Origin of the sequence: Streptomyces jeddahensis (assembly GCF_001642995.1) — a bacterium.
Classification (GTDB): domain Bacteria; phylum Actinomycetota; class Actinomycetes; order Streptomycetales; family Streptomycetaceae; genus Streptomyces; species Streptomyces jeddahensis.
In genome coordinates this window covers 1-24,149 of the sequence record NZ_LOHS01000164.1, presented here as the reverse complement: position 1 = coordinate 24,149, position 24,149 = coordinate 1, and the positions used below count along the sequence as shown (strand labels likewise).

Genomic DNA, 24,149 nt, shown 5'->3' with positions numbered 1-24,149 from the left:
AGCCCGCTGAGCAGAACGCGCAGAACCCCTGGTAACACGACTAACGCAAGATACGCCTGAAACAGCGACGTAATACCGAGCGGCCTTTTAGCGTCTGCCTTCTTCGACCTCCGAGCTTAGGAAGGAGACGGCCTCAGATGGCTTCGCGAAACGATGTCGCGGCAGGCCCCCTCGCCGAGAAGATCGGCCGGGACAGCGCGCGAGTCGAGATTTCAGGACTCACCAAACGATTTCTGACTCCTGCGGGTGAGGTGTTCACGGCACTGCAGGACGTTTCGTTCACCGTGGAGCCGGGCCAGTTCTGCGCGGTGGTGGGCCCGACCGGCTGCGGCAAGTCGACGACGCTGAGCCTGGTGTCCGGGCTCGACCGGCCCAGCGAGGGCTCGGTCAAGGTCGGCGGCCGTGAGGTGAACGGCGTCACCGACGGCGTCAGCTTCATGTTCCAGTCCGACGCGCTGCTGCCCTGGAAGACGGTCCTCGGCAACGTCCTGATGGGCCCGGTCTTCCGCCAAGTGCCCAAGCAGCAGGCCCAGACCGCGGCACGCGACTGGCTGCGCCGGGTGGGCCTGACGGGGTTCGAGGACCGCTACCCGCACCAGCTCTCCGGCGGCATGCGCAAGCGCGTGGCGATGGCCGCGGCGCTGATCAACGAACCCAAGATCCTGATCATGGACGAGCCGTTCGGCGCCCTGGACGTGCAGACCAAGGCGATCATGTCGACCGAACTGCTCGGCCTGTGGGAGCAGATCCGTCCGTCGGTCATCTTCATCACCCACGACCTCGACGAGGCCGTGGCGCTCGCAGACCGGGTCGTCGTCATGACGTCCAGCCCCGGCTCGGTCAAGGCGGTCTTCGACATCGACCTGCCGCGCCCGCGCGGCTCGGTCCAGGAGATCCGCTTCCAGCCCCGCTTCATCGAACTTCAGCACCAGATCTGGGACTCGCTGCGCGAGGAGGTGGAGCGAGCCTACGCACGCACCGCAGGAGGTACGGCATGAGTACGACGTCCACCGTTTCCACCGCACCGGTCAAGGACGGCGCACAGCTCTCGGCCACGGCCGCCGCCAAGAGCGCCGTCCGGCGGCGCACCGCGCTGGTGTGGGCGGGTCGCATCGGCCTCGCGGTCTTCGTCATCGGCGGCTGGCAGGCCTTCACCACCTGGGGGATCGTCGACAAATTCTTCTTCGGGCAGCCGTCCGGCATCGCCCAGCGGCTGGTCGACCTCTTCCGGCACGGCACCGAGTTCGGGTCCTTCTACTCCAACATTTGGACCACGATCCAGGAGGCGCTCGTCGGCTTCGCCCTCGGGGCCGTCACCGGAGTGATCTTCGGCGTCGCGCTCGGCCGGAGCCGCTTCCTCGCCGACGTGCTCGGCCCCTACATCAAGATGGTCAACGCGATCCCGCGTATCGTCCTCGGCTCCATCTTCATCGTCGCGTTCGGCATCGGCGTGCTGCCGAAGATCCTGCTCGCCGCGGTGCTGGTGTTCTTCATCGTCTTCTTCAACGCCTTCCAGGGCGTCCGCGAGGTCGACCGCAACATCCTCGCCAACACCAAGGTCCTCGGCGCCTCGCAGATGCAGATCATCCGGCACGTCACCGTGCCCTCCGCACTCACCTGGATCATCGCCAGCCTGCACAGCGCCTTCGGCTTCGCCATCGTCGGCGCGCTGGTCGGCGAGGTGCTTGGCGCGCAGAGCGGCCTGGGCCTGGTCATCAAGACTGCGCAGAACAACTTCGACCCCAACGGCGTGTTCGCCACGATGCTCGTCATCTCGGTCATCGTGCTCGGCGCCGAGTGGCTGATCGGCAAGCTCGAGCACCGGCTGCTGTCCTGGCGCCCGCCGGCCCCGTCCGAGGCCTCCAGCACCATCTGACCGCCGCCCCTCCTCCCCGTCCCACCCCTCCGTACCTTCCCTGTTCCATCTCAGAAAGGAATGTGGCCAGCCATGTCCGGACGACCCGCCGCCCTCGCCGCGTCTCTCCTCACCGTTCTCGCCCTTGGCGCGGCCAGCGCCTGTTCCAGCAACTCCAGCAGCACCGCCGCGAGCAGCGGCTCCGGCGGCACGCCGACCGTCAAGCTCATGGTCGGCGGCATCGACAAGCAGATCTACCTGCCGTACCAACTCGCCCAGAGCCTCGGCTACTACAAGAAATACGGCGTCGACGTCCAGCTGAGCACCGAGCAGGACGGCGGTGTCGGCGCCGAGGAAGCCATGGCCTCGGGGCAGGTGGACATGGCGGGCGCCTGGTACAACCACACGATCGAATTCCAGGCGAAGGGCAAGGCCGTCGAGGACGTCGTCCAGCTCTCCGGCGCGCCGGGCGAGCGCGAGATGTGCACCAAGAAATCGGGCGTCCACTCGGCGGCCGACTTCAAGGGAAAGACCCTCGGCGTCACCGACCTGGGTTCGGGCACCGACACCCTCACCCAGTTCCTGGCCGCCAAGAAGGACGTCAAGACCAGCCAATACCACCGGATCGGGGTCGGCGCGGGCTCCACCGCCATCGCCGCGCTGCAGAACGGCAAGGTCGCCTGCGTCATGACGACGCAGCCGACGGTGGCCGCGATCGAGAAGAAGGGCGTCGGTACCTCCGCGATCGACCTGGCGACCACGGAAGGTGCCACGGCGGCGATGGGCGGTGCCTATCCCGCTGCCAGTGTGCTCGCCCGCACCGACTGGGTGAATGCGCACAAGGACACGGTGCAGAAGGTCGTCGACGCGCTCGTCGCCACCATGCACTGGATCAACTCCCACAGCGCGGCCGACATCGCGAACAAGCTGCCGGCGTCGTTCGTGTCGAACCAGTTGGTGACCAAGGCCGACTACATCGCAGCCCTCAAGGAGGACAAGGGTCAGTTCCTCCCAGACGGCATCATGCCGTCCGGCGGTCCGAAGACCTCTTTGGCGACGGAGAAGCTGGTCGGGGACGTGAAGTCGTCGGTGGACCTCAGCAAGACGTTCACCAATGACTTCGCCATCCAGGCCAACAAGACCGAGGGCTTCAAGACCACCACGAGCCCAGCAGGGCCGAACGGCTGAGCATTCACCGGTCACGGAGCCGCCCAAGTGCAGTCAATTGGGCGGCGCCAGGCCAATGAGCGCGAGCTGTCGGGCGGGTACCTTCTGTGCCACGCCGGCCTGTCCCCGCTCACCCTCCTCGCAGAGGAGACCAGTGCTGGAGCCGGCGTTCGAAGCAGCTCCAGGGAGGGTGCCCGTCCTGCCGCCCGGCCGCTGCCCGCGCAGGTCGACGATCGGGCACGGTCGCCCGAACCGGCCCTCACTGCCCCGTGTCACCGACGGCGTGCCCGGAGCAGGCCCTCGTGCTCACCTCGCTCCCGACAATCCCCTCCGCGCCCCCCGTTCTTCGACGCCCCGGAGGCCAGCGGTCCCCTTGCAGGACTGCCAAGAGGATAACTGTGAGAGTTCTTCTTCGGCCCGGGATGGGTTGTTGCCAGGGTCAGCGCTCGTGATCCGGCATGACTCGCAAAATAACTGGCGTCCCGTCAGGGACTGCCGTTCCTCCGAGATGTCTGCCGGACGCGGGCGTCGGCCTGGCCCACCCGTTGGCTTGATCAGCAGCTTGTCCGCCTTCCGGCGTGACTCATCACAGTTCCGCCACGTGGTGACTCCACCCAGGCCGACGCCGACCACGGCCATCCGACCCGGAGAGAACAACCGCGTGACCATGCTCGCAGAACACGTCGACGGCGTCATCGGTGTCGACACCCACCGCGACACGCTTGCTGCGCTGTCGTCAGCCCCATCGTGGCTGTCCTGGAGACCACGGAGGCACCCGCTCACGGCCGCGGCTATTGGCGTCTTCTCGACTTCGCCTGCACACGTGCCCGGCCGACGCTGCTGGGCGCTCGAAGGAACAGGAAGCTACGGCGCTGGCCTCGCTGCCTTCCTCGAAGATGCTGGCGAACAGGTCGTTGAGGTCTGCCGCCCCAAGCGTCCGCCGGTCCGCGGCGAGCGGAAAACGGACATGCTCGACGCTGTTCGCGCGGCTCGCGAGGCCCTGGCCACGGAGCACGTCATCCAGCCCCGCAAACGCGGAGAAAGCGAGGCCATGCGCGTGCTGCTGGCCGCCCGGCAGGGCGCCGTGCACGCCTCTACCGCGGCCATCAACCAGCTCAAGGCTCTGATCATCTCCGCGCGGGACGACCTCCGCGCGGAACTGCGCCGTCTGAGCCGACCCGCACAGGTCACGCACTGCGCGGGCCTCCTTGACTGCTCCGCGCTGTCCACGGAGCACCGCATGACCATCCGTGCACTGCGTTCCACCGCCCAGCGCATCCGCCATCTGCAGGTCGAGGCCCGCGAGCTGGAGAGAGAGCTCCTTCAGCTCGTTCACGAACATGGGCCAGGACTATTGGAGTTGCTCGGCATCGGCGCGATCACCGCAACGGAGATACTGGTCAGTTGGTCGCACCCGGGCCGGTTCCGCTGCGAAGCGGCCTTCGCCTCCTTCGCAGGGGTCGCACCGATCCCCGCCTCCTCGGGTCTGACCAACAAGCAACGGCAGCCGAGTTCGCGGCCGCGGCAGTAGGGGCACAGCTCGGTGGTGGAGGTGAGGTGCCAGCCGAACACCCACCGCAGGCAGGAGTTCGCCCGGAAAGGGCCGCGGTCGCCGACCTGGTGGTGGAGGGCCGGCAGCCATGCCGGGTACGCCGAACTGAGCAGCGACCTGCGCGAGCCAGTCGTCTGGCGAGACACCGGTCTTGCCGCGTAGCTCTTCCTATTGGTCCATCGCTTCGGCGAGGTCGACCGCTTCGGGGTAGACGACGGCCGGGGCGGCCTGGCGGCGTCGCAGCCTGGGGCCGACGGCAGTGCGTTCTCCCGCTCCCGCCACACCTCCCGGGCGACTTGCTTGGAGGCCCACCACCACAGCGTCACCGGTGCGCGTCGGCCACGAGCGCGTCCCCGGCCGGTCCCAGGCGGTGGTTGAAGGCCCGGTGCCGCTGGAGAGCGTGTGCGATGTCGGGGACCGGTGCGGTGTCGATGAGATACCGCCGTCGTCGCCGCACTGCCATCGCCGGCCGCAGCCGCAGGGCCGCCACCGGCGCCCGGCCGCGACCAGCCACGCCCCCTCCTCCACACACAGAGGGCAGGCTTTCAGCGGAGCGGCGCCCGGCTCCTTGGGCCACGCGATGATGCGTACGGTGCCCGCGGCGGCGTCCAGCAGCTTCTCGGCCTGGAGACCGGGAAGGGAGCGCTGCAGCTGCTCCCCATCGCGTTCCACGAGCCCGGACAGGCGCGCCATCGCCTCAGCGCTGACCATGACTTCCTGCCGGGCGGGGAGCACGTCCGCCGCATTTCGTGGCAGCCGCTCCTGGTGCAGCGCCTTCAGCAGGCGCGGCAGCTCGAGCCCGTTCGCAGTGGCGGTGCGGGCGAGGTACGAGGCGTTGCTCTCGCCCTGGACCATCGGAACCCTGATCGGCAGATCCGACGGGTTAGGCGGTGTGCTGGGCGTACGGGCTCGTCCCGGAGACCCGCTGGTGGGCTGCGACACGAGGCGACGGTAGGCAGAGGTGGCCTATAAATAGCCACACCCAGGACACCTTCTCCGCGAAAACGCTCTTTCGCGCTGCTCTCGGGACAGAACTGCGACGGCGGTGCCTGAGCCGAGAGGCCGGCCCTTCAGCGCCGGCGATCTGACAGGGGGGCACCTCCGGGGTGTTCACGAGTGGGGTTGAGCAGGGCGAATGAAGCGTTTTCAAGATTGTTTCCCGTGGGTGAGTTGATCGTTCCCCGCGGTGACGGGCAGGTGGACGGTGCACGCTGGCTTGCAGACGGGCGCTGCAAAGGAGGGGCTATTCCGGACGGGGCGAGTGGGAGCCGGTAGGACGGATCGGACGGGAGCCATTTGTGATCTTGCGACCGGCTGTCAGGTTTCTGACCGAGCAGCACGGCCATCGCCTCTAAAGGTTGTCCCGTAAATGACCTACGACATGGTGGCGGATCTGTCGTTGGCCGGTCACCCGGCGAGGGTGAGGTTATGCAGGCGGGCGATGCCGAGCATGGCGTGGTAGACGCCATCTCCCTTCAGACGGCAGTCGCGCAGGATCTTCCAGCCCTTCATCCGGGCGAAGGCGTGCTCGACGCGGGCGCGGACTTTGCGGTGCGAGGCGTTGTGCTCTTCGTTCCAGGCAGGCAGTTCGGCCTGGCCACGCTCGCGGCGGTGCGGGATGACCAGGCCGGTGCCCCGGTAGCCACCGTCCGCGATCACCGTGGTGCTGCCGACGGCTTCCTTCGCGCCGGATAGCTCCCATGCTTTGCAGTCGTTGCGGTTGCGGGGCACCGGTCGGCTCACGGCGACCACGAGCCGGGTGTCCGCATCGATGACGACCTGGTGATTGGTTGAGTACCGGTAGCCTGCGCGTTTCACTTGCCACGGTGTCCGGATCTTGAGCGGAAACGCGAAAGTGCCTTCTGAGCTGGGACGATGAGGCTTGTCTAAGGTCGTCGTTCCAGCAGGAAGGCACTTTCTGCGTGCACACTACCGGGTCGCGCCCCAGGCTCGTCGTCTCGTCCGACGGGCGCGGGGTGATCAACCACGCTGGGTCCCGCCTGCTGGCCGATCTCGCCGACGCCACCGGCCTGACCGCATCCTTCACCGACGCTCTGCGTCGGCTGCGGCCACGCGGTACCGGGCACGCCCCTGGAAGAATCGCGGTGGATCTGGCGGTGATGCTCGCCGACGGCGGCGAGGCCATCACGGACCTGGCTCTACTGCGCGATCAGGCCGAGGTGTTCGGTCCGGTGGCCTCCACTCCGACCGCCTGGCGGCTGCTGGCCGGCATCGATCCTGCCGCCCTCGCGGCACTGCGGGCGGCCCGCGCCGCCGCCCGCGAAGTCGCCTGGATGCAGGCTGCCGACACCGGCCCTGGGATACCCACGGCCCACGCGGGCGGACGCGACCTTGCGGGCCTGGTCCTGGACATCGACGCCACACTCGTCACCTGTCACTCCGAGAAGGAGCAGGCGGCGGCCACCTATAAACGCGGCTTCGGCTACCACCCGCTGCTGTGCTTCCTGGACAACACCGGAGAAGCCCTGGCCGGAGTACTGCGGCCGGGCATCGCCGGGGCCAACACCGCCGCCGATCACATCGCTGTCCTCGATCAGGCCCTGGCCCAGATCCCCGACGCCCACCGCCACGGCACCGACATCCTCATCCGCACCGACAGCGCCGGAAGCGCGAAGGCATTCCTGACCCACCTGCGCCGCTTGCGCTCGCGCGGCATCCACACGTCCTTCTCGGTCGGTCATCCCGTCACCGAACCGGTCCGCCGCGCGATCCGCGCCCTGCCCGAACACGTCTGGCATCCCGCGCTGGAGAAGGAAGGCTCCCTGCGCACCGGCGCGGAGGTCGCCGAGCTGACCGGCCTTGTGGACCTGGACGGCCACCCCGACGGCACGCGGATCATCGTGCGGCGTGAGCACCCGCATCCCGGCGCCCAACTGTCCCTGTTCGACCTCGACGAAGGCATGCGCCACCAGGTCTTCCTCACCGACACCCCCTACGGCGAAGGCTCGTTGCAGCACCTGGAAGTACGCCACCGGGCGCACGCCCGCGTCGAGGACCGCATCCGCTGCGGCAAGACCACGGGCTTCGGCCGCTTTCCCTCGCGACACTTCGCCATCAACACCGCCTGGCTGGAGCTGGCCCTGACCGCCCTCGACCTGCTCGCCTGGATGCGCACTCTGCTGCTGGAAGGCGAACTGGCCACCGCCGAGACGAAGAAGCTCCGCTACCGGCTGCTGCACGCAGCTGCCCGCATCACCCGCGGCGGTCGCCGCCTGCACCTGAGGATCTCCGCAACGTGGCCCTGGCGAAACGCTGACCAGCGCATTCGCCCGCCTCACGGCCCTGCCACGGCCGGCCACCTGAACCGCGGCACCGCCCCTGACCACCCACGACCCGAGGAACCCTGGAGAACCCGACCCGAGCGTCGGGCCCCAGCCATGCCCAGCAGCCACGAGCAACCGAAACCACCGCTTCACCACGATCCGACCAACTCAGCCACGCGAAGCGAAACGGGGAGGGTAGTTCTTCGACTGCTCGGCGACCGCGTGATCTCGCGTGGGCACCAGGGTTCCGTCCACGATCAGCACCGTGCCCCTGCGGAACCGGAGCGCCAGCGACGGTGCGAGGTGGCCGATAATGAGACCGGCCGCGGACTTTGAGACCCCGAATAGCGGGGCCAACTGCCGGAGTGTCAGGTTCGTGCGCCAGTAGGCCGCGACCAACAGGATCCGGTCCTCCAGCGGAAGGCTCCACGGCCGGCCCTTGCGTACCGGTTCCGCGCCCTCCTGTCGCAGCGCGCTGATCAGCTTGCCGAACTGACGCGGACTCATCCCGGTGAACGGGGCTATCCAGGACGGCTCCGACGCCGTGATCACACCAGCCACGGCAAGATCATCCCACCTGCGACCAGCACAGTTACCGGATACCCCTTTGCAGAGCCCTCATTGCTGAGACCGGCGAGCTGGCCTATCGGCGCCTTCGGACAGGGCGCTGACTCCCAGGTCCCTGCGCATCGCCTCGCGCAGGTCAAACAGGGAGGACCTCGTCGCCTCCCGCAGACGATCGTGTGCCGCTTCCAGCGTTTCGCCGGACTCCTCATGACCGCGCTCGATCCGGCGCACCATCTCGTAGATCTTCCACAGGTCGCCGTTGGCCACCGCCGCCACCGGCAGCAGCGCGTCCGGCAGCACGAGCTGCGCCTCCCCCACCGCTCCCGCATCGCGTCACGGGCAGCTTCCGCGTCGGCCTTGGCCCGCTCGATGTCCACGCCGGTGCGCAGGGCATCGACGTACAGGAGCAACGTCGAGTGAAACTGCCGGTCGGCCATGTTCAGTGCGACATAGCAGGCATGACGCCGTTCCAACATGGCCTGGCGCCGATTTCAGTCCTCTTCGTCCCGCCGGTGCCGCTGGTCGTGTTCCAGCTCCACCATCCGGGCACGTGCAGCGGCGCGCTGCGTCAGGAGTCCGGAAGCCAGGGTGCCGACGACACCCAACGCAGCGATAGGCAATGCCGCTATCGAGCCGCCCACGCATCCTCCTTGGCGCTAGCCGACGTTCAAGCCCGAGCAGGCTAGCGTGCTGGCCTGGGGAAGGGTCAGGCCAACGATGGGTGACTGCTTATGGGACAACCTTTAGCGCGGCGGGCCGCCCTTTTTTCGGCCCGGTTGGATGCCACCATCGCGTGCGTACGGAGCCCGACCGAAGCGAGGACCTGCGCGCCTGACTCACGCCACGTGAGGATTCTCGTGGTGCCAGTAGAACTGTCCGTGTAGCGTCAGAGCAGCTGTCATGGTTCCCGAAGTACCGGTCGCCCGTGAGCGCGAGTTCGCGGGCGTCTTGCTGTTCAGAGTCTCTGAGGACCAGGGCGATCACCTCCGGTCCCCGCACGGTGCGGGAGCCGACTTCGAGTCCCCTTGGAGGACATATGGCCAGCGGAACCGTCAAGTGGTTCAACTCGGAAAAGGGCTTCGGCTTCATTCAGCAGGACGGCGGCGGCCCGGACGTCTTCGCCCACTACTCCAACATCGCCGCCTCGGGATTCCGCGAGCTCCAGGAAGGCCAGAAGGTGAACTTCGACGTCACCCAGGGCCAGAAGGGCCCTCAGGCGGAGAACATCACCCCCGCCTGAACCGATCCGCCACGACGCCCGCTCCCGGACAACCGGGGCGGGCGTCGTGCGTCCGGGCGGACTGCATCAACGGCACTGCGCACATCGGTCAGACGCATAGACGACAGGTTCGTGCCAGTTAGGTTGCCGGCCCCGCCCCGTGCGGCCCGGATGGCCACAACGGTGGCGAATACCTGCGCATCAGAGGTCGGCAGCGACAGCGAGATCACGTAGCCGAGGAGGGTTCGTGCGGCCTCCCCTTGCTGAGCCGTCAAGAGAAAAGGAAGCTGCGCAGGCTAACGCTGGGGTGCGCGGCAACCACCAGCTAGCTCTCCAGGACCGCCGGCGGTGCAGCACGCTGTACGCACACGCGTGCTTTGCGATCTGTGGTCTGCCAGGGTCGACTCCGAGCACGCGGATCTTTCCGACGGGTTCTTCCGGCGTCGCGCGGACCAGACGTAACGGTGGCTTCGCATTACCGCAATGCGGACAGTCCGCATCCGCCGATGCCTGCGGCCGGGGCGTTGGATGACATGTGTGGTTCATGGCTCCTACCCTGCTCGGCCCGGTCGCGGGGGGCCATCGGCTGCAGGATCCATTTACCGCAGGCCCAAACGTGTAGGCGCCAGAGAAGACAGCGGCGGTTGGACGCCCAACGTGGGGGACGCGGCGAGTCTCGACAGGTCCAGAATGCGCTGTTCGGCGAGGTAGCCGGCGTGGGCGGTGCCGACGAGACGAACGGCAGGAGATGGTGCTCGCAAGCCGCGCATGCCCGGAGTTTGCCGGGGCGGGTGGCCTGCGGGAGCCTGGATGTGTGATTCATCGGCGTGTGTCGTTCCGGGCGCCCGACGCGCCGCAGAGTTCGCGTGCCGAGAGCAAGGCCGAGCCATCGCCCACGAGCACGGTCAAGGCCCCGATGGCGTATATCGTCGCGTTGACTGTGCCGATTGTGGCACTGGAGCTGGTGATCGACGACCGCACGGTGCGGCTCATCCCCTTGCTGATCCTGCTGCCCGCCTTCCCGGCGGCGCTCGGCACCGTGCGTCAGACCATCTACGCAGTGGGCTGGGTGTTGATCGTCATCACGGGAGTACTGATCTACCGGCCGCTGTCCTCCTGGTACAACTACGTGATCATCATGGTGCTGGCCGCAGTGCTGGGCGTGTTGTGCGTCCTGACCTGCCACTGGCGGATCCGCCGTGAGCGGGAACTGAGCCGAGTGCGGTCCACGGCTGTCGCCCTCCAACGACAGGTGCTGCGGCCCCTGCCGATTCTCACCGACAGGGTGATCGTCGACGGCGTGTATCTGCCGGTGGAGGAGGACCGGCTGGTAGGAGGAGACATCTACGAAGCGGTGGCCTCGCCGTACGGTACGCGGCTGCTTTTCGGCGATGTCCAGGGCAGGGGGCTGCCGGCGATCGGAGCCGCCTTCGCCGCGCTCGGAGCGTTCCGAGAGGCCGCCCTGCGTGAGCCGACGCTCACCGCACTCGTGGATGACCTGGAGAGAGCAGTCGTCCGGCACAACGCCTTCGCGCAACAGATCGGCGAACCCGAGCGATTCGTCACCGCTCTGATCCTGGGGATCGACGAGTCGACCGAGACGCAGGCCGTCAACTGCGGCCATCCACCGCCCTACCTGTTGAATGCCGGACCGGTGAGCCCCGTGCCGCTCGGCGACCCAGGCGTGCCACTTGGTCTTGCGGACCTGGCTGCGATACCCAGGATCGTCGTCTGGTTCCCGTTCCCCTCCGGCGCCACCCTTGTTGCCTGCAGTGACGGCGTCACCGAGGCCCGCAGCATCACCGGTGATTTCTATCCCCTCGAAGAGCGCCTGCGGGCCTGGGCGGATGGCTCCCCATGGGAGCTCGCCAGCAACCTGGTCGACGATCTCAGCTGCCACACGGCAGGGGAACTTCGGGACGACATCACCGCGCTCGTGGTCCGCAGGGCAGCAGCCTGAGCAGGTGCCTCCCGCAAAGGGAGCGCACAAGACGACACGGTTTGGAGGCATCCTCGATGACGAACGCCGCCCCTCCCGCACCGATCGTGGTCGGCACCGACGGCTCCCCCGCCTCCGGGTGGGCCGTACGCTTCGCCCTTCAGGAGTCACAACTACGCGGGACGGGGCTCCGCGCTGTATGCGCGTACGACTTCGCCGCCCGGTACAGCGGTTTCGAGTGGCCTGCCGCTTCGGGTTTCTACGATCTGGACACGCAGCTGCGCGACGCCACGTTGGAGGCGGTTACCAAGACGCTTCAGGAGGCGCGGGAGCAGGTCGGCGGCGCACCGGTGGACGTAGAGATCAGAGTCGAACGGGGCCGCCCGTCGCAGGTCCTGCTGGACGCCAGCAATGACGCCTGCCTCCTGGTGGTCGGCAGCCGCGGCTCAGGCGTATGGGGTCGCCTCACCCTGGGCTCCACCAGCACAGAGGTCGTGCATCACGCCCATCTCCCAGTCGTCGTCGTGCCGGCCGAGCGGACGGACCAGGCTTCGTGAAGTGAGGGTCTGTGGTGGCCGCCTCTGTCACGGGCGGAGGACGACCAGGGCGGTGTCGTCGGTGGCACCGGCAGGTGGGGTCAAGTCGGCCAGGAGGGCGTCGGCGAGCGTTTCGGGGTTGGCGCCCTGGTGGCGGGTGAGGGAGTCGGCAAGCCGGGCCAGGCCGACATCGATGTCCTCGCGGCGGCGTTCGATCAGCCCGTCGGTGTACAGCACAAGGGTGGCCCCCTCGGTGAACGCGGTCTCGGCCTGCGGGCGGGGGACGTGTTCGGGGCGGACTCCGAGCGGGGGGTCGGTGGCCTGGTCGAGGAAGTCCACGCGACCGTCGGGGTGCAGCAGGGCTGGTGGAGGGTGGCCGGCGCTGCTGTAGGCGATGGTGCGGTTGGTGCCGTCGATGACGGACAGGACCGCCGTGGTCGACTCCGCGCCGTCGACCGAGCGGGCGTACAGGCCGAGGACTTCCAGGGCTCGGGCGGGGCCGTCGGCGACACGGGACGCGGCGCTAAGGGCGCTGCGCAGCTGGCCCATGACGCAGGCGGCGGCCAGGCCGTGGCCGACGACGTCGCCGACGGCCACCGCGATGCGGTCGCCAGGCAGGTCGACGAGGTCGTACCAGTCCCCGCACACGTTCAGAGTCCCGACCGCCGGGCGGTAGCGCACGGCTGCGCGGTGACGCCTCAAGGGCCCGGGGGCGGGCAGCATCGCCTCTTGCAGGCTCAAGGCGACTTCGCGTTCGCGGGCATGGGCTTCGCGCAGCCGTTCGTTGACCTCCTGCAGCTCCCGGGCCCGGTTGTACAGCTCGGCTTCCACTACCGTCGCTCGGCCTCCGCCGCCTCGGTCACTGCGGGTGCGGATCAGCTCGGTGATGTCCTCCTCCCGGTGCAGAAGCAGCACCACCCGCCCGTCCGGGCCGAAGATCGGGACGTTGACCGGACTCCAGTACCGCTCCTCCCACACCCCGGGCTGGTCCGGGTACTCCACGTCGTAGCGGTGCAGCGTCATGGCGTCGCGCTGCCCGGTGGCGGCCACCCACCGCAGCGATGCCTGCAGCTTGCGCATGCCGGTCACGGCAGGGTCCTTGGGGTCGTCGGGGAAGGCATCAGACAGACGGCGGCCTACCACCTCGTCACGACTACGCCCCATGCTGCTCAGGAACGCCTCGTTGACGTCGGCGTACACCAGGTCCGTAGTGAACAGGGCCACCGCACTCGGCAGCGCCTGGAATACCGCCTCGTAGTCGATCCCGGATGCGTTCACGATGCCACCTGCCCGCGACGCAATGTCGATCACGTGTTCTTTCACGATAAGCACCAGCGGCGCTCCGGGCAGGCCAGCCACCCCCGGGCACCGCAGCCGCTAGGCGCAGCGCGGACCGGTGGGGCGGCGGGTGTGCGTCAGGAAGGCTTTGGGGCCGCGGGCGGGGAGGAGGCCGGCTCCAGGCGGACGCAGCAGTGGCCGGGGCTGGGCGCCAGGCACGCTTGGAGGCCGTCTTCGTCGAGCCCTTCCAGCACGCCGCGGAGCAGGTGGAGATTCATGCCGCACACCGTCTGGGTGTGCTCGCGGGCGAGCGCGTGGAAGGGGCAGTTGCCCAGGACGACGGCATCACCGTCATAGCGGGGCTCGAACCCGTACCGCTCCAGCACGTCGAACACACCCGTGCGGTCATGGCCCGCGAGGCGTGTGCCCAGCTCGTGGGCTTTGTGGTGCAGCACGGTCCGGATCGGCTGGCCGGTGGCTTCGGATTCCTCCATGGCCTGCGCGAGGAGTCTCCCGGCCAGTTCGTAGTGCCGCTCGGGCAGGCTGACGGTGACCTGCTTGGTGGAGCGCTTGTAGAGCTTGGCAGGCCTGCCTGCGCCCGGGCCGGTGCGTCCGCTGCGGCGTTCGTACACGACGTCGAGCAGTGATTCGTCGACCAGGCGGTCCAGGTGGAACGCCGCAGTCGGCCGGGCCAAGCCGAGGGCGGCGGCCGCTTCGTCGCGGCTGACCGGGACCGGCTGGCGCACGACGTGGTCATAGAGCCTCCTGCGGGTCGGTTCGTCGAGCGCGGCGATGGCGGAGACGTCGGGGTGGGGTGCTTCTTCCGGGTGGTCCACGACACCACTGTAAAACAAACGGCTATTGACTAAAGAAGGATTGCGCGCTTCTATCGTTAGTAAGAGTTGTCAATAGAAGGAAGACGTCATGTCGTCCGCAACCACCAACACCACGTCCGCCAAGCCTCGGCCGGCTGTACTCACCGACCCCGGTTACCAGGCCTTCGTCATCCTTCGCACCGGGTTCACCGTGGCGCCGATCCTGTTCGGCCTGGACAAATTCACCAACCTGCTCGTCGACTGGCCCACCTACCTCGCGCCCTGGATCAACGACGTCGTTCCCGGCAGCGCCCAGGCAGCCATGTACGCCGTCGGTGCCATCGAGATCGTCGCGGGCATCGCCGTGGCCCTCGCCCCACGCTTCGGGGGCTGGCTGGTGGCCGGATGGCTGGCCGGCATCATCGTCAATCTGCTGACCATCCCAGGTCACTACGACATCGCACTGCGAGACTTCGGACTCCTGCTCGCAGCGGTTGCCCTCGCCCGGCTCGCCCAGCGCTACCACGGCAAGCTTCAGCCGCGCTGAAGCCCTCAGCGGACCGATCGCCACGAGATGGGTGAGCGCCCGGGGGCTCACCCACCTCCCTGTGCCATCGCAGTCCCGCTCTGGGTCGACCGCTCGTGCGGGGACCGGAGCCGCAAGCGGCATACCGGGGGTTGATGGGAAGGTGGTGCCATGGGAACCACCAGTGGTTCTCCCGGAACAGGGGCCGACCGGTGTCCGTCGGTCGGAGGCTTGCGGATCGGCGGCTACGCGCCGCTGCGGGAGTACGCGGTGATCGGTGACGGCCGGACAGCCGCCCTGGTCGCCCGCGACGGGTCGGTGGACTGGCTGGGCCTGCCCGACCTGGACTCGCCCGCGGTCTTCGGCGCCGTGCTGGATGCCGCCCGCGGCGGCCAGTTCCGGCTCGAGCCCTCCGTTCCCTACCGGGCGGAGCGCCGCTACCTGCCCGGCACCAATGTCTTGGAGACGACATTTGTCACCAGCGGTGGCAGGGTCCGGCTCACCGACGCCCTCAGCCTGCGCGATGATTCAGCGCTCACACCGATGCGGGAGCTGCTGCGACGTCTCGACGGGCTCTCGGGCTGCGTTCCGCTCACCTGGAGCGTGCAGCCCCGGTTCGGCTACGGCACTCGCCGCACGCGGCTTGCCCGGCGCGCCGGTGTCCCGGTAGCGACATCCGGCCGGGACGCACTCGCGGTCTGCGCCTGGGACGCCGGGGTACCCGACTGCCACGGGGATTCGATCAGCGGCCATTTCGAACTGGGCCAGGGCCGCCATGCCATGATCGCGATGCCGTTCGCCGATCAGGAGCCCCTCGTATTCCCGGGCCGCGCCGAGTGCGAGAGGCGCCTGGCGGGCACATGTGCGGCCTGGCGGAGCTGGGCGCACGACCGTCTTTACACCGGACGGTGGCATCAGGCGGTGATGCGCAGCCTGCTGGTGCTGAAGATGCTGGTCTACGCCCCATCGGGCGCGGTGGCGGCTGCGGTGACGACCTCGCTGCCGGAGGAGATCGGCGGCGAGCGCAACTGGGACTACCGCTTCTCCTGGGTGCGCGACTCCGCCTTCACGCTGGCCGCGTTCTTGCGGCTCGGCTGCCCCGCGGAAGCCCATGGCTACTTCTGGTGGCTGATGCACGCCTCCCAGCTCACCCACCCGGACCTGAACGTGCTGTACCGGCTCGACGGCGGCCCCCGCACCCCGGAGAAGACGCTGCCCTGGGAGGGATACCGCGGTTCAAAGCCGGTCCGCAGCGGCAACGCCGCAGCCGGGCAGATCCAGATGGACACCTACGGCGAGCTGCTGCAGACGGCCTGGCTGTACGCCCGGGCTACTGGACGGCTCGACGCGGACGTGGCCCGCCGTCTGGGGGAGCTGGCCGACCTCGTGTGTAAGACCTGGCAGCAACCCGACTCCGGCATCTGGGAAGTACGCAGCGCTCCCCGCCACTTCACCCAGTCGAAGATGATGTGTGGGGTGGCCCTCGACCGTGCCGTCGACCTCGCCGACCGCGGGCTGATCCCCGGCCGGCACCGGGCCCGCTGGCACATCGCACGCGAGGAGATCTCCACGTTCGTCGAGACCCGCTGCTTCTCGTCCCGCCGCAACAGCTACGTGCGTGCCGCCGGCAGCGAGGACCTGGACGCTGGTGTCCTGCTGGGCCACCTCTACGGATACGGTGACAATGACCAGCGCATGCGGGCCACGGTCAGTGCCCTCGACAGGGAGCTTCGGCACGGTCCCTACGTCGACCGTTACGCGGGGGAAGACGGCCTGAGCGGTAGCGAAGGAGCCTTCCTGGCGTGCTCCTTCTGGCTCGCCGAATCCCTCGCCCGCACCGGTTGCGTTCGTCAGGCGATCGAGCTGATGGACGACCTGGTCGCTCTGGCCAACGACGTCGGCCTCTACAGCGAGGAAATCGACCCCGCCACCGGCGCCTTCCTGGGAAACCTCCCTCAGGGCCTGAGCCACCTGGCGCTGATCAGCGCCGCCTGCACCATCAGCGCTGCCGAGAAGGAGGCGCCCCAGTGAGCGCCTGGGGAGCCGCCGCGGGCGCCTTCGTCGGCACGCTCGTGCTGACGACCGTGCTGCGCGCCGCCAGTGAGCTGCGCCTGACCCGCATGGACCTGCCGTTCCTGCTGGGCACGGCGGTGACCGTTAACCGCACCCGGGCGAAGGCCATCGGATACCTGATGCACTTCCTCAACGGCCAGATCTTTGCGTTCACGTATTACGCGGTCTTCCTCGCCATCGGCCAAGCCGGCTGGTGGCTGGGCGCCCTGTTCGGTCTGTCGCACGGCCTGTTCGCAGGCACCGCCCTGGTGAACATCCTTCTGCCTGTTGTCCATCCCCGGATGGGCACCCCGCTGACCAGCGTCCCGCAGGTGGCCCTGGTCGAACCGCCGGGCTTCCTGCTGCTCAACTACGGCCCGAGCACACCACTGGTCACCGTCCTCGCCCACGTCGGCTACGGAGCCATCGTGGGAGGCTTCACGTCACTGGGGGCCTGACGATCACTCTCAACCCGCAAAGCCATCTCCTGGCGGACGCGCAGTCGACAAGCTCGGCTGTTGGACGACTCTCTGCATGAGTACGAATGCGGGTGGGCTGCGGGCGCATCGGCACCGCCTTGCTCCCGGTCGATCACGCACAGACCCTCATGCACCTGGTCCCCCAGACCACGCAGGTCCGCGGTCGACAGCACGATCTGTCCTCAGCTGGTCACCACATCCTCAACGACCAGCACCCGGCGTCCCTCGATGTCGGCGCCTTCGGCGAGACGGCTCGCGGCCGGCGCCTCCGGTTACGTCCTGAAATCAGTCGCCGACCGCGACCTCGTCGAAGCCTGCCGCGCCACCATGCGCGGCGAGTCCTTCCTCTACCCCGGCGCCGTCAACGCGCTCATCCGTAACTACCTCGACCGCGCCCGCCAAGGCGAGACCATCCCCGAACGGGCCATCACCAAACGGGAGGAAGAAATCCTCAAACTCGTCGCCGAAGGCCACACATCCCAGGAGATCGCCGAGATCCTCGTCATCAGCGTCAAGGCTGTCCACCGCCACCGCGCCAACTTGCTGCAGAAACTCGGCCTGAAGGACCGGTTGAACTCACCCGCTACGTGATCGAGTCGGACTGATCGAACCATAGCCCGGCCATGTCCCCACCGGCCGCATCCGTCGGGTAGCCACTGTCATCACTAACTGCGGACGCCTCTTCGCCGCGACCGTCCAGGCTCGTCTTGATCCGGGAGGGCCCTGCTGAGGGCCGATCGGCCCTCATGGCCGTGGGCCTGTTGTCCCATGCGGCTGGCACGCCGGATGTGACACGTTCGATACATCGACGCTTTCGGGAAGGAAGGGTGATGGTCATGCACGCTCAACTCGGCGATCAACTCGTCGTCGAACGCCCGAGCACCGGCGCTACCAGGCGCGACGGCGAGATCGACAGACTCCACCACGAGGACGGAACACCGCCCTACGACGTGCGCTGGCCGGACACGGACCAAGTCACGCTCGTGACACCCGCGCCCGACGCACATGTCCATCACGTCGAACCCGGGCCCGCGGCAACGGATCAGCGCCCCCGGCCGAACACGGCCGAGGAGAAGGCCGCCCATGTGTCCGACCGACCCCGCGCCGGGCACGCCAGCGACATCGGCCGGCGCCTGGCCGCCGAACGCAAGCGGCAGGGACTGACCCGGTCAGAAACAGCCCGCCGCGCCAGAATGGCACCGGAATACCTGGCGTACCTCGAAGAACAGCCATCCGACCCGAGCCTGGCGAGTCTCATCAGACTGGCCGCCGCGCTGGGCACCAGCGTCGCAGCCCTACGGGGCAGCGGCATTGATCTGCCACCCGGACAAGCCCAGGCGCTCCTGCACCCTCAACTGCGGGAACTCGACCCCGACGAGTGCCGCGCCCATCTTTCCACCCACGGCGTGGGGCGCGTCGCGGTCTCAACGCCCGACGGTCCGGCGGTCATCCCGGTGAACTACGACGTCGTCGACGGCGCAATCGTCTTCCGGACCCCGCCCGAATCGACCGCTGCGTCGGCCGTGGGAAGGGACGTTGCATTCGAGGTCGATCGCGTGGACGACGCCACGAGTCAGGGCTGGAGCGTGCTCATCGTCGGTCCTGCGCGGGTGGTCACGGATCCGGACGCCGTACGACGGCTGACCCGACGCGCCTATACCAAGCCATGGGGCGGAGGCAAATGCCACATGTGGGTGTCGATCCAGCCCAAGCGGATCACGGGCCGCCGCATCACTCCATCCGAGATCCCGCGGGCACCTTTGAGCCGCAGATCGTCAGACACGCAACGCGCCGTACAACGGAGGTAAAGCCATGACCGTCCAGCACGCGCCGGCCGAGGACCTGCGCCTGACCGCCGGGATCTACGCCGAAATCCTGGCCCGTGATCCCGCACAGTCCGATTTCCACCAGGCCGCGCGCGAGGTGCTGGAGTCCCTGAAACCGGTCCTCGCCCGCCACCCCGAGTACACGCGTCACCGCATCCTGGAGCGCCTGTGCGAACCGGAGCGGCAGCTGGTCTTCCGTGTCCCCTGGGTCGACGACACCGGGCAGGTACGGGTCAACCGGGGTTTCCGCGTGGAGTTCAACTCCGCGCTGGGCCCGTACAAGGGAGGCCTGCGTTTCCACCCTTCCGTCGACCTCGGCATCGTGAAGTTGCTCGGCTTCGAGCAGATCTTCAAGAACGCGCTGACCGGCCTGCCCATCGGCGGGGGCAAGGGCGGCGCCGACTTCGACCCCAAGGGCCGCTCCGACGGCGAGGTCATGCGGTTCTGCCAGTCGTTCATGACCGAGCTCCACCGCCACCTCGGCGAGCACACCGACGTACCGGCCGGCGACATCGGGGTCGGCACCCGAGAGATCGGCTACCTCTTCGGCCAGTACAAGCGCATCACCAACCGCTACGAGGCCGGGGTACTCACCGGCAAGGGCCTGAGCTGGGGCGGCTCCCACATACGAACCGAGGCCACGGGCTACGGCACCGTCTACTTCGTCTCCGAGATGCTGGCCGAACGAGGCCAAGACCTCGACGGCAGGAAGGTCGTCGTGTCCGGCTCCGGCAACGTCGCCATCTACGCCGCCCAGAAGGCGCACGAACTCGGCGCCAGAGTCGTCGCGATGTCGGACTCCGACGGCTACGTGGTCGACGAATGCGGCATCGACGTCGAACTGGTCAAGGACATCAAGGAAGTCCGCCGCGGCCGGATCAAGGAGTACGCCCAGACCATGATCCGGGCCCGGTACATCGAGGGCGGTTCCATCTGGGACGTACCGTGCTCGGTCGCGTTGCCCTGCGCCACCCAGAACGAACTCGACGAGAACGCGGCGCGGACCTTGCTGGCCGGGGGAGTGGTGGCGGTCGCCGAGGGCGCCAACATGCCCACCACCCCGAAGGCCGTACGGCTGCTGCAGGAGGCGGGCGTCGCGTTCGGCCCGGGCAAGGCGGTCAACGCCGGCGGCGTGGCCACCTCGGCACTGGAGATGCGCCAGAACGCTGCGCGCGAGGCATGGTCCTTCGAGGACACCGACCGGCGGCTCGCGGCCATCATGGCTGGCATCCACACCACCTGCCGCACGACCGCGGAGGACTACGGGGCCCCGGGCAACTACGTCGTCGGGGCGAACATTGCGGGCTTCGTCAAGGTGGCGGACACCATGCTCGAGCTCGGGGTGATCTGACAGCGGTCTGACACGTCGGGCACAGTCACGTCGACCGAGTTGCGGCGGCAGTTGACGATCAGTGGGCCCGCGGATGTTCACGAGGTGAGTGTGCGGTTCGGCGCACCGTAGTTTCAGGGCATGACATGCGAAGAACAGTCGTCACGGGGACGGCGCGCCGCCCGTGAGGGCGGCGCGCCGTAGCCGTCGGGATCCTCCTCGTTTCGGTTGTCAGGGCGCGGGTCCGGCGCCGTAGGGCGCATAGAGATCGAGCAACCGCGTACGGGCAGCCTGGAGCCGCCTTGCGATCATGCCGGCGACATAGCTGTACAATGCATGGTTCAATACGGGGTCCTTCTCGCACAGACGGCGGACCGCCGCTGCATCGAACTCGTAGGCTCGCACCGGGCTGTTGGCCTGGGCCCCCAGCTGCCAGCGACGAGGCGGGACGAGCCAGGACCAGCCCAGAAGTTTTCCAGCGCCGAGGCGCTCGATGACCGCAGCGCGCCTGCCTGGCACATGGAGGTCGAGCGCGACCGTGCCCGTGTGGATGATCCAGAAGCGGTCGGCCTGGCCGCCCTCGTTGAAGATGCGCGCGTCAATAGGGAACGACACCTTGCGGGCCAGGGACACGAGCTGATCGTGATGGCTTTTGGGCAGGGATCCGAAAACACCAGTCCTCGTAATCATGATGGGTTCCTTTCTGCACACTGCCCCGAGGTGACGGGGGGCTACGTGTGCGATCACGGGCCGTCACCTGGCGGCACGTTCGTCTTCGTCGGCGGGATCGAGCAGCGTCTCTTCGGCTGGCTGGAGGCTGGAGTGGGTCTGCCCAACCACTGAGACCACGTCGGTCACCATTAGACTGCCGATCTTGCTGTGCTTCATCACTGGCTCCTTTCGGCACGCATCTCCGGCCGGGGCCGGCTGTCAGTGTCGGGTCGCTGCTTTCCTTTCCCCGACGACTCCACCCTCCGTCGCGCAGGCGCCCGGTCCCAGGGCCTGACGGGTGCATAGCAGCTGGGCCGACCGGCCCTTACGGGCTGCCGACGTTCTCACCTTCCCAGCGGATACCGCGCGCGGCCGTGTCACGGTGCCGTCTGATATCCGCTCGATGCGCTCCACCGGCGGTTCCACCGCTGCTGCCCCACCGGCCGTTGTCCAGGCAGGAATGGTTCTTTGCATGTCCCTGGCCAGGACCGGGAGGGGGAAGGGATCTTGGGGGAGTGGGTGCGTGGTGGTACCCGCCCGGGGCGTGATCGGGACCGACGGGCACCGCCCCTGCCTGGGAGGCTTCGCTGTGCGACGGTGGCGTCACCGAACGGGGTGGTGGACGCGAGCGCGCTGGTGGGTGTGGGCGTCGACAGATTCCGAGCCCGGCCCCATGCCATGGGCCCGACGACCTGTGAACCAGCCGACGCGCTACTGCGTCGCTATCGGAACGTGCCACACCAAAGTGGTCCCGCTGCCGGGCGGGCAACTCAGCTTCATTTCTCCGCCCAGCCGTTCGGCCCGTTCGGCCATGTTGCGCAGCCCGCTGCGGCGGCCCTCGGGCTCGATACCCACACCGTTGTCGGAGACCGTCAGCCGTACGTCCCGGCCGTCGGTCTCCAGCGCCACGTCGGCCCTGTCGGCGTGGGCGTGCCGGGCGACGTTGGTCAGTGCCTCGTAGAGCACCGCCACCACATGATCGGCGGTCTCCCTCGGCACTTGGGTGTCCAGCAGGCCCTCCATGCGCAGGCTGGGCGGGAAGCCCAGTGCCGGGACTTCTTCGCCTACCACACGCACCACCCGTGCCCTCAGGCTCTGTCCTCGGGCGCTCTCGCGGGCGCGAAGACCGAAGATCGTCGAGCGGATGATCTTGATGGTCTCGTCCAAGTCGTCGATGGCGCGCAGTACGCGCTCGGACGCCTGGGGGTGCTCGATGAGGCGTCCCGCGCTCTGCAGTGTCATGCCAGTCGCGAAGAGCCGCTGGATGGCTAGATCGTGCAAGTCCCGGGCGATGCGGTCACGGTCCTCCAGGAGCGCGACCTGCTCGGCGTTGCTGCGCCGTTCCGCCAGCTCCATCGCCACCGCTGCCTGGGCGGCGAACCCCTGAAGCGGCTCGGTCTCCTGCTCCGTGAACACCGTCTCGCCCACTTTCCGGACCAGCAGCACAACGCCTCGCACGCTGTCACCCGTGCCGATGGGCACCGCCACTGCCGGTCCGAGTCCGGCGAAGGGTGCGAGGTCCAGCGAGCCCCTCTCTCGGCTCTCTGCCGGCAAGACATCCGTCTCGTTGCGCACGTCCTGGGAGACGTCGGGACTGGTGATGGGTGCGGCCGTGGAGAATGCCTCGCCGACGAGCGTGCCCTGCACCGGCAGCACCAGTCCGCGGTAGGCTTCCGCCTCCTGGCCGATCGCCAGTTCCACCGTCATCGTGCCGGTTTTCTCCAGCGGGATCGCGACCACGGCAAGCGCCGCAGCAGTGATCTCGCTGGACCGTTTGGCGATCAGGCTGAGTACCTCGCTGCGCGTGCTGCCGGAGAGCAAGCTGTGGGTGATCTCCGCGCTGGCCCGCAACCAGCGCTCGCGGCGCCTGGACTCCTCGTACAGGTGGGCGTTGTCGATGGCCACCCCGGCGGCGACGGCCAGTGCTGACAGGACGGACTCGTCCTCCTCGTCGAACTGCGCCCCTCCGCGTTTCTCGGTCAGATAGAGGTTGCCGAACACCTGGTCGCGCACCCGGATCGGAACGCCGAGAAACGTGTTCATCGGCGGGTGATGCGGCGGGAAGCCGTACGAGGCGGGGTGCTCGGAGAGTTTCGACAGCCGCAGCGGCTCCGGGTTGCGGATCAGCTCCCCCAGGATGCCGTGCCCCTCCGGGAAGTGCCCGATCTGCGCATTCTGCTCGTCGCTCACTCCGACCGTCAGGAAGTCCGAGAGCCGTTTCCCATCCGGCCCGATCACGCCCAGAGCGGCGTATTCGGCCTCGACAAGCGCCGCCGCCGCCTCCACGATGCTCCGCAGCACCTGCTCAAGGTCCAGCTCGCGCCCGACCGAAAGCACCGCCTCCAGCAGGCTGTGCACCCGGTCCAGGGTGCCGCGCGCCGCATTCAGGCGGGCCTCCTGCAGCAGTCGCAGGCGGGCCCCCTCGGTGCTTACCACCGGTGGTTCCTCCAGTCACCAGCCTCGATGAACCGACGGCCGACTGTTGCGCTCATTTGCCACCGTACCGTTTCCGGATGGGGGTGAAGCGAGATCGGCTTCATCGGCTGGGCGCCACCGCCCCGGGTGCGGAGCGATCGGGGACGGTGACCGGAGGGGTTCTTCCCGGATGGAATGACGAGCTTGCGGGCGATCTCGTGGACAGAAACGCCGGGGGAGGCTGCGGGCGCCGCCTCACCGTCCCGCCCAGCTCTGCCTCAAATCCGGCATTCACGACCCTGCGCGTGTCACCGCGCCCCTCGCCATGACCGGCGTTCACTGCCCCCTCTCGCGGTGAACGTGCGCGGAGTCGCGGTGCGCGTCCCGCTCCTGCCGGTCCTGCGCGTGGGTGGCAATGACGGCGGCCTGGATGCGGCGTTCCACGCCGAGCTTGGCCAGCAGGCGGGAGATGTGGTTCTTGACGGTCTTCTCCGCGAGGTAGAGCCGTCGGCCGATCTGCCGGTTGGTCAGCCCCTCGCCGATCAGTGAAGCTCCGCCATCTTGAAGTGGCTGGTCAGCGGGGTGGCGTGACCTCGTT

The 24,149-nt window shown here is 68.3% G+C and carries 21 protein-coding genes and 4 pseudogenes; 14 read left to right on the top strand and 11 right to left on the bottom strand.

What is annotated here, in order from left to right; all coding sequences use genetic code 11:
• Nucleotides 1–137 precede the first annotated feature (137 nt).
• From STSP_RS32845 to STSP_RS41060, 4 genes are all read left to right on the top strand, one after another.
• Nucleotides 138–998 (top strand): ABC transporter ATP-binding protein, encoded by an 861-nt coding sequence (locus STSP_RS32845; RefSeq protein WP_078067704.1) that lies wholly within the window; start codon nt 138–140, stop codon nt 996–998.
• Entirely contained in the window at nt 995–1,876 is an 882-nt protein-coding gene (locus STSP_RS32840) for an ABC transporter permease (RefSeq protein ID WP_067284679.1), read from the top strand. The genes STSP_RS32845 and STSP_RS32840 overlap by 4 nt, the downstream gene beginning before the upstream one ends.
• 72 nt (nt 1,877–1,948) lie before the next feature.
• On the top strand, nt 1,949–3,043 hold the full coding sequence (locus STSP_RS32835; RefSeq protein ID WP_067284678.1) for an ABC transporter substrate-binding protein: 1,095 nt from the start codon (nt 1,949–1,951) through the stop codon (nt 3,041–3,043).
• Nucleotides 2,970–4,553: a transposase gene (locus STSP_RS41060; protein ID WP_332835407.1), complete on the top strand. Its 1,584-nt coding sequence runs from the start codon at nt 2,970–2,972 to the stop codon at nt 4,551–4,553. The genes STSP_RS32835 and STSP_RS41060 overlap by 74 nt, the downstream gene beginning before the upstream one ends.
• Before the next feature lie 189 nt (nt 4,554–4,742).
• Here STSP_RS41060 and STSP_RS32825 read toward each other — a convergent pair whose 3' ends face one another.
• Nucleotides 4,743–5,516, bottom strand: coding sequence for a TniQ family protein (locus STSP_RS32825; protein ID WP_157902957.1), 774 nt, complete (start codon nt 5,514–5,516; stop codon nt 4,743–4,745).
• A 465-nt stretch (nt 5,517–5,981) separates the two neighbouring features.
• Nucleotides 5,982–6,377 (bottom strand): annotated as a pseudogene (locus tag STSP_RS32820) (transposase); the annotation flags it as partial.
• A 59-nt stretch (nt 6,378–6,436) separates the two neighbouring features.
• Here STSP_RS32820 and STSP_RS32815 point away from each other — a divergent pair.
• Nucleotides 6,437–7,898 (top strand): annotated as a pseudogene (locus STSP_RS32815) (IS1380 family transposase).
• 155 nt (nt 7,899–8,053) lie between these two features.
• Here STSP_RS32815 and STSP_RS32810 read toward each other — a convergent pair.
• The 3 genes and pseudogenes from STSP_RS32810 to STSP_RS39415 form a co-directional block, all read right to left on the bottom strand.
• Nucleotides 8,054–8,419, bottom strand: a pseudogene (locus tag STSP_RS32810) (helix-turn-helix domain-containing protein); the annotation flags it as partial.
• Nucleotides 8,420–8,476: 57 nt separating this feature from the next.
• Nucleotides 8,477–8,743, bottom strand: a complete 267-nt coding sequence (locus STSP_RS37850) for a hypothetical protein (protein WP_078067702.1) — start codon at nt 8,741–8,743, stop codon at nt 8,477–8,479.
• Nucleotides 8,744–8,916: 173 nt separating this feature from the next.
• On the bottom strand, nt 8,917–9,066 hold the full coding sequence (locus STSP_RS39415) for a hypothetical protein (RefSeq protein ID WP_157902956.1): 150 nt from the start codon (nt 9,064–9,066) through the stop codon (nt 8,917–8,919).
• 395 nt (nt 9,067–9,461) lie between these two features.
• Between STSP_RS39415 and STSP_RS32800 the strand changes: the two genes are divergently transcribed.
• The 3 genes from STSP_RS32800 (at nt 9,462) to STSP_RS32790 (ending at nt 12,140) form a co-directional block, all read left to right on the top strand.
• On the top strand, nt 9,462–9,665 hold the full coding sequence (locus STSP_RS32800; protein ID WP_067284674.1) for a cold-shock protein: 204 nt from the start codon (nt 9,462–9,464) through the stop codon (nt 9,663–9,665).
• 727 nt (nt 9,666–10,392) lie between these two features.
• The gene (locus STSP_RS32795) at nt 10,393–11,604 is read left to right on the top strand and encodes a PP2C family protein-serine/threonine phosphatase (protein ID WP_078067701.1); all 1,212 of its coding nucleotides are present in this window, start codon (nt 10,393–10,395) and stop codon (nt 11,602–11,604) included.
• Between the two features lie 56 nt (nt 11,605–11,660).
• On the top strand, nt 11,661–12,140 hold the full coding sequence (locus STSP_RS32790) for a universal stress protein (protein WP_067284672.1): 480 nt from the start codon (nt 11,661–11,663) through the stop codon (nt 12,138–12,140).
• Nucleotides 12,141–12,167: 27 nt separating this feature from the next.
• Here STSP_RS32790 and STSP_RS32785 read toward each other — a convergent pair whose 3' ends face one another.
• Both STSP_RS32785 and STSP_RS32780 read right to left on the bottom strand, forming a co-directional pair.
• Entirely contained in the window at nt 12,168–13,400 is a 1,233-nt protein-coding gene (locus tag STSP_RS32785) for a PP2C family protein-serine/threonine phosphatase (protein ID WP_067284726.1), read from the bottom strand.
• Between the two features lie 134 nt (nt 13,401–13,534).
• A complete protein-coding gene (locus STSP_RS32780) occupies nt 13,535–14,233 on the bottom strand; it encodes a helix-turn-helix transcriptional regulator (RefSeq protein WP_067284671.1) in 699 nt (232 codons plus the stop codon).
• Between the two features lie 88 nt (nt 14,234–14,321).
• Here STSP_RS32780 and STSP_RS32775 point away from each other — a divergent pair, with 88 nt between their 5' ends.
• The 6 genes and pseudogenes from STSP_RS32775 (at nt 14,322) to gdhA (ending at nt 20,446) form a co-directional block, all read left to right on the top strand.
• Nucleotides 14,322–14,759 carry a DoxX family membrane protein gene (locus STSP_RS32775; RefSeq protein ID WP_067284670.1) on the top strand — a complete coding sequence of 146 codons (438 nt, stop codon included), beginning with the start codon at nt 14,322–14,324 and terminating at the stop codon, nt 14,757–14,759.
• Nucleotides 14,760–14,909: 150 nt separating this feature from the next.
• Nucleotides 14,910–16,769, top strand: a complete 1,860-nt coding sequence (locus STSP_RS32770; RefSeq protein WP_078067700.1) for a glycoside hydrolase family 15 protein — start codon at nt 14,910–14,912, stop codon at nt 16,767–16,769.
• On the top strand, nt 16,766–17,248 hold the full coding sequence (locus STSP_RS32765; protein ID WP_067284668.1) for a hypothetical protein: 483 nt from the start codon (nt 16,766–16,768) through the stop codon (nt 17,246–17,248). Before STSP_RS32770 ends, STSP_RS32765 begins: the two co-directional genes overlap by 4 nt.
• Nucleotides 17,249–17,521: 273 nt before the next feature.
• Nucleotides 17,522–17,885, top strand: a pseudogene (locus STSP_RS32760) (LuxR C-terminal-related transcriptional regulator); the annotation flags it as partial.
• A 220-nt stretch (nt 17,886–18,105) separates the two neighbouring features.
• A complete protein-coding gene (locus STSP_RS32755) occupies nt 18,106–19,077 on the top strand; it encodes a pyridoxamine 5'-phosphate oxidase family protein (RefSeq protein WP_078067709.1) in 972 nt (323 codons plus the stop codon).
• 4 nt (nt 19,078–19,081) lie between these two features.
• Nucleotides 19,082–20,446: an NADP-specific glutamate dehydrogenase gene (gdhA, locus tag STSP_RS32750; protein ID WP_067284666.1), complete on the top strand. Its 1,365-nt coding sequence runs from the start codon at nt 19,082–19,084 to the stop codon at nt 20,444–20,446.
• Between the two features lie 210 nt (nt 20,447–20,656).
• Here gdhA and STSP_RS32745 read toward each other — a convergent pair whose 3' ends face one another.
• The 4 genes from STSP_RS32745 to STSP_RS32735 all read right to left on the bottom strand — a co-directional run.
• Nucleotides 20,657–21,115, bottom strand: coding sequence for a cyclic nucleotide-binding domain-containing protein (locus STSP_RS32745; protein ID WP_067284665.1), 459 nt, complete (start codon nt 21,113–21,115; stop codon nt 20,657–20,659).
• A gap of 63 nt (nt 21,116–21,178) precedes the next feature.
• A complete protein-coding gene (locus tag STSP_RS40880) occupies nt 21,179–21,313 on the bottom strand; it encodes a hypothetical protein (RefSeq protein ID WP_269801068.1) in 135 nt (44 codons plus the stop codon).
• 534 nt (nt 21,314–21,847) lie between these two features.
• Nucleotides 21,848–23,572, bottom strand: coding sequence for a sensor histidine kinase (locus tag STSP_RS32740; RefSeq protein ID WP_269801067.1), 1,725 nt, complete (start codon nt 23,570–23,572; stop codon nt 21,848–21,850).
• A gap of 315 nt (nt 23,573–23,887) precedes the next feature.
• A partial coding sequence (locus tag STSP_RS32735) for a response regulator transcription factor (RefSeq protein WP_198547486.1) occupies nt 23,888–24,149 on the bottom strand: 262 nt, incomplete at its 5' end.

Bases quoted from the DNA above. Each gene is read 5' to 3' on its own strand.
- STSP_RS32800 (WP_067284674.1), top strand. From the start codon at position 9,462: ATGGCCAGCGGAACCGTCAAGTGGTTCAACTCGGAAAAGGGCTTCGGC.
- STSP_RS32775 (WP_067284670.1), top strand. From the start codon at position 14,322: ATGTCGTCCGCAACCACCAACACCACGTCCGCCAAGCCTCGGCCGGCT.
- STSP_RS32755 (WP_078067709.1), top strand. From the start codon at position 18,106: ATGCACGCTCAACTCGGCGATCAACTCGTCGTCGAACGCCCGAGCACC.
- STSP_RS32840 (WP_067284679.1), top strand. From the start codon at position 995: ATGAGTACGACGTCCACCGTTTCCACCGCACCGGTCAAGGACGGCGCA.
- STSP_RS32835 (WP_067284678.1), top strand. From the start codon at position 1,949: ATGTCCGGACGACCCGCCGCCCTCGCCGCGTCTCTCCTCACCGTTCTC.
- STSP_RS32745 (WP_067284665.1), bottom strand. From the start codon at position 21,115: ATGATTACGAGGACTGGTGTTTTCGGATCCCTGCCCAAAAGCCATCAC.
- STSP_RS32770 (WP_078067700.1), top strand. From the start codon at position 14,910: ATGGGAACCACCAGTGGTTCTCCCGGAACAGGGGCCGACCGGTGTCCG.
- STSP_RS40880 (WP_269801068.1), bottom strand. From the start codon at position 21,313: ATGAAGCACAGCAAGATCGGCAGTCTAATGGTGACCGACGTGGTCTCA.
- STSP_RS32795 (WP_078067701.1), top strand. From the start codon at position 10,393: ATGGTGCTCGCAAGCCGCGCATGCCCGGAGTTTGCCGGGGCGGGTGGC.
- STSP_RS32790 (WP_067284672.1), top strand. From the start codon at position 11,661: ATGACGAACGCCGCCCCTCCCGCACCGATCGTGGTCGGCACCGACGGC.
- gdhA (WP_067284666.1), top strand. From the start codon at position 19,082: ATGACCGTCCAGCACGCGCCGGCCGAGGACCTGCGCCTGACCGCCGGG.
- STSP_RS41060 (WP_332835407.1), top strand. From the start codon at position 2,970: ATGACTTCGCCATCCAGGCCAACAAGACCGAGGGCTTCAAGACCACCA.
- STSP_RS32845 (WP_078067704.1), top strand. From the start codon at position 138: ATGGCTTCGCGAAACGATGTCGCGGCAGGCCCCCTCGCCGAGAAGATC.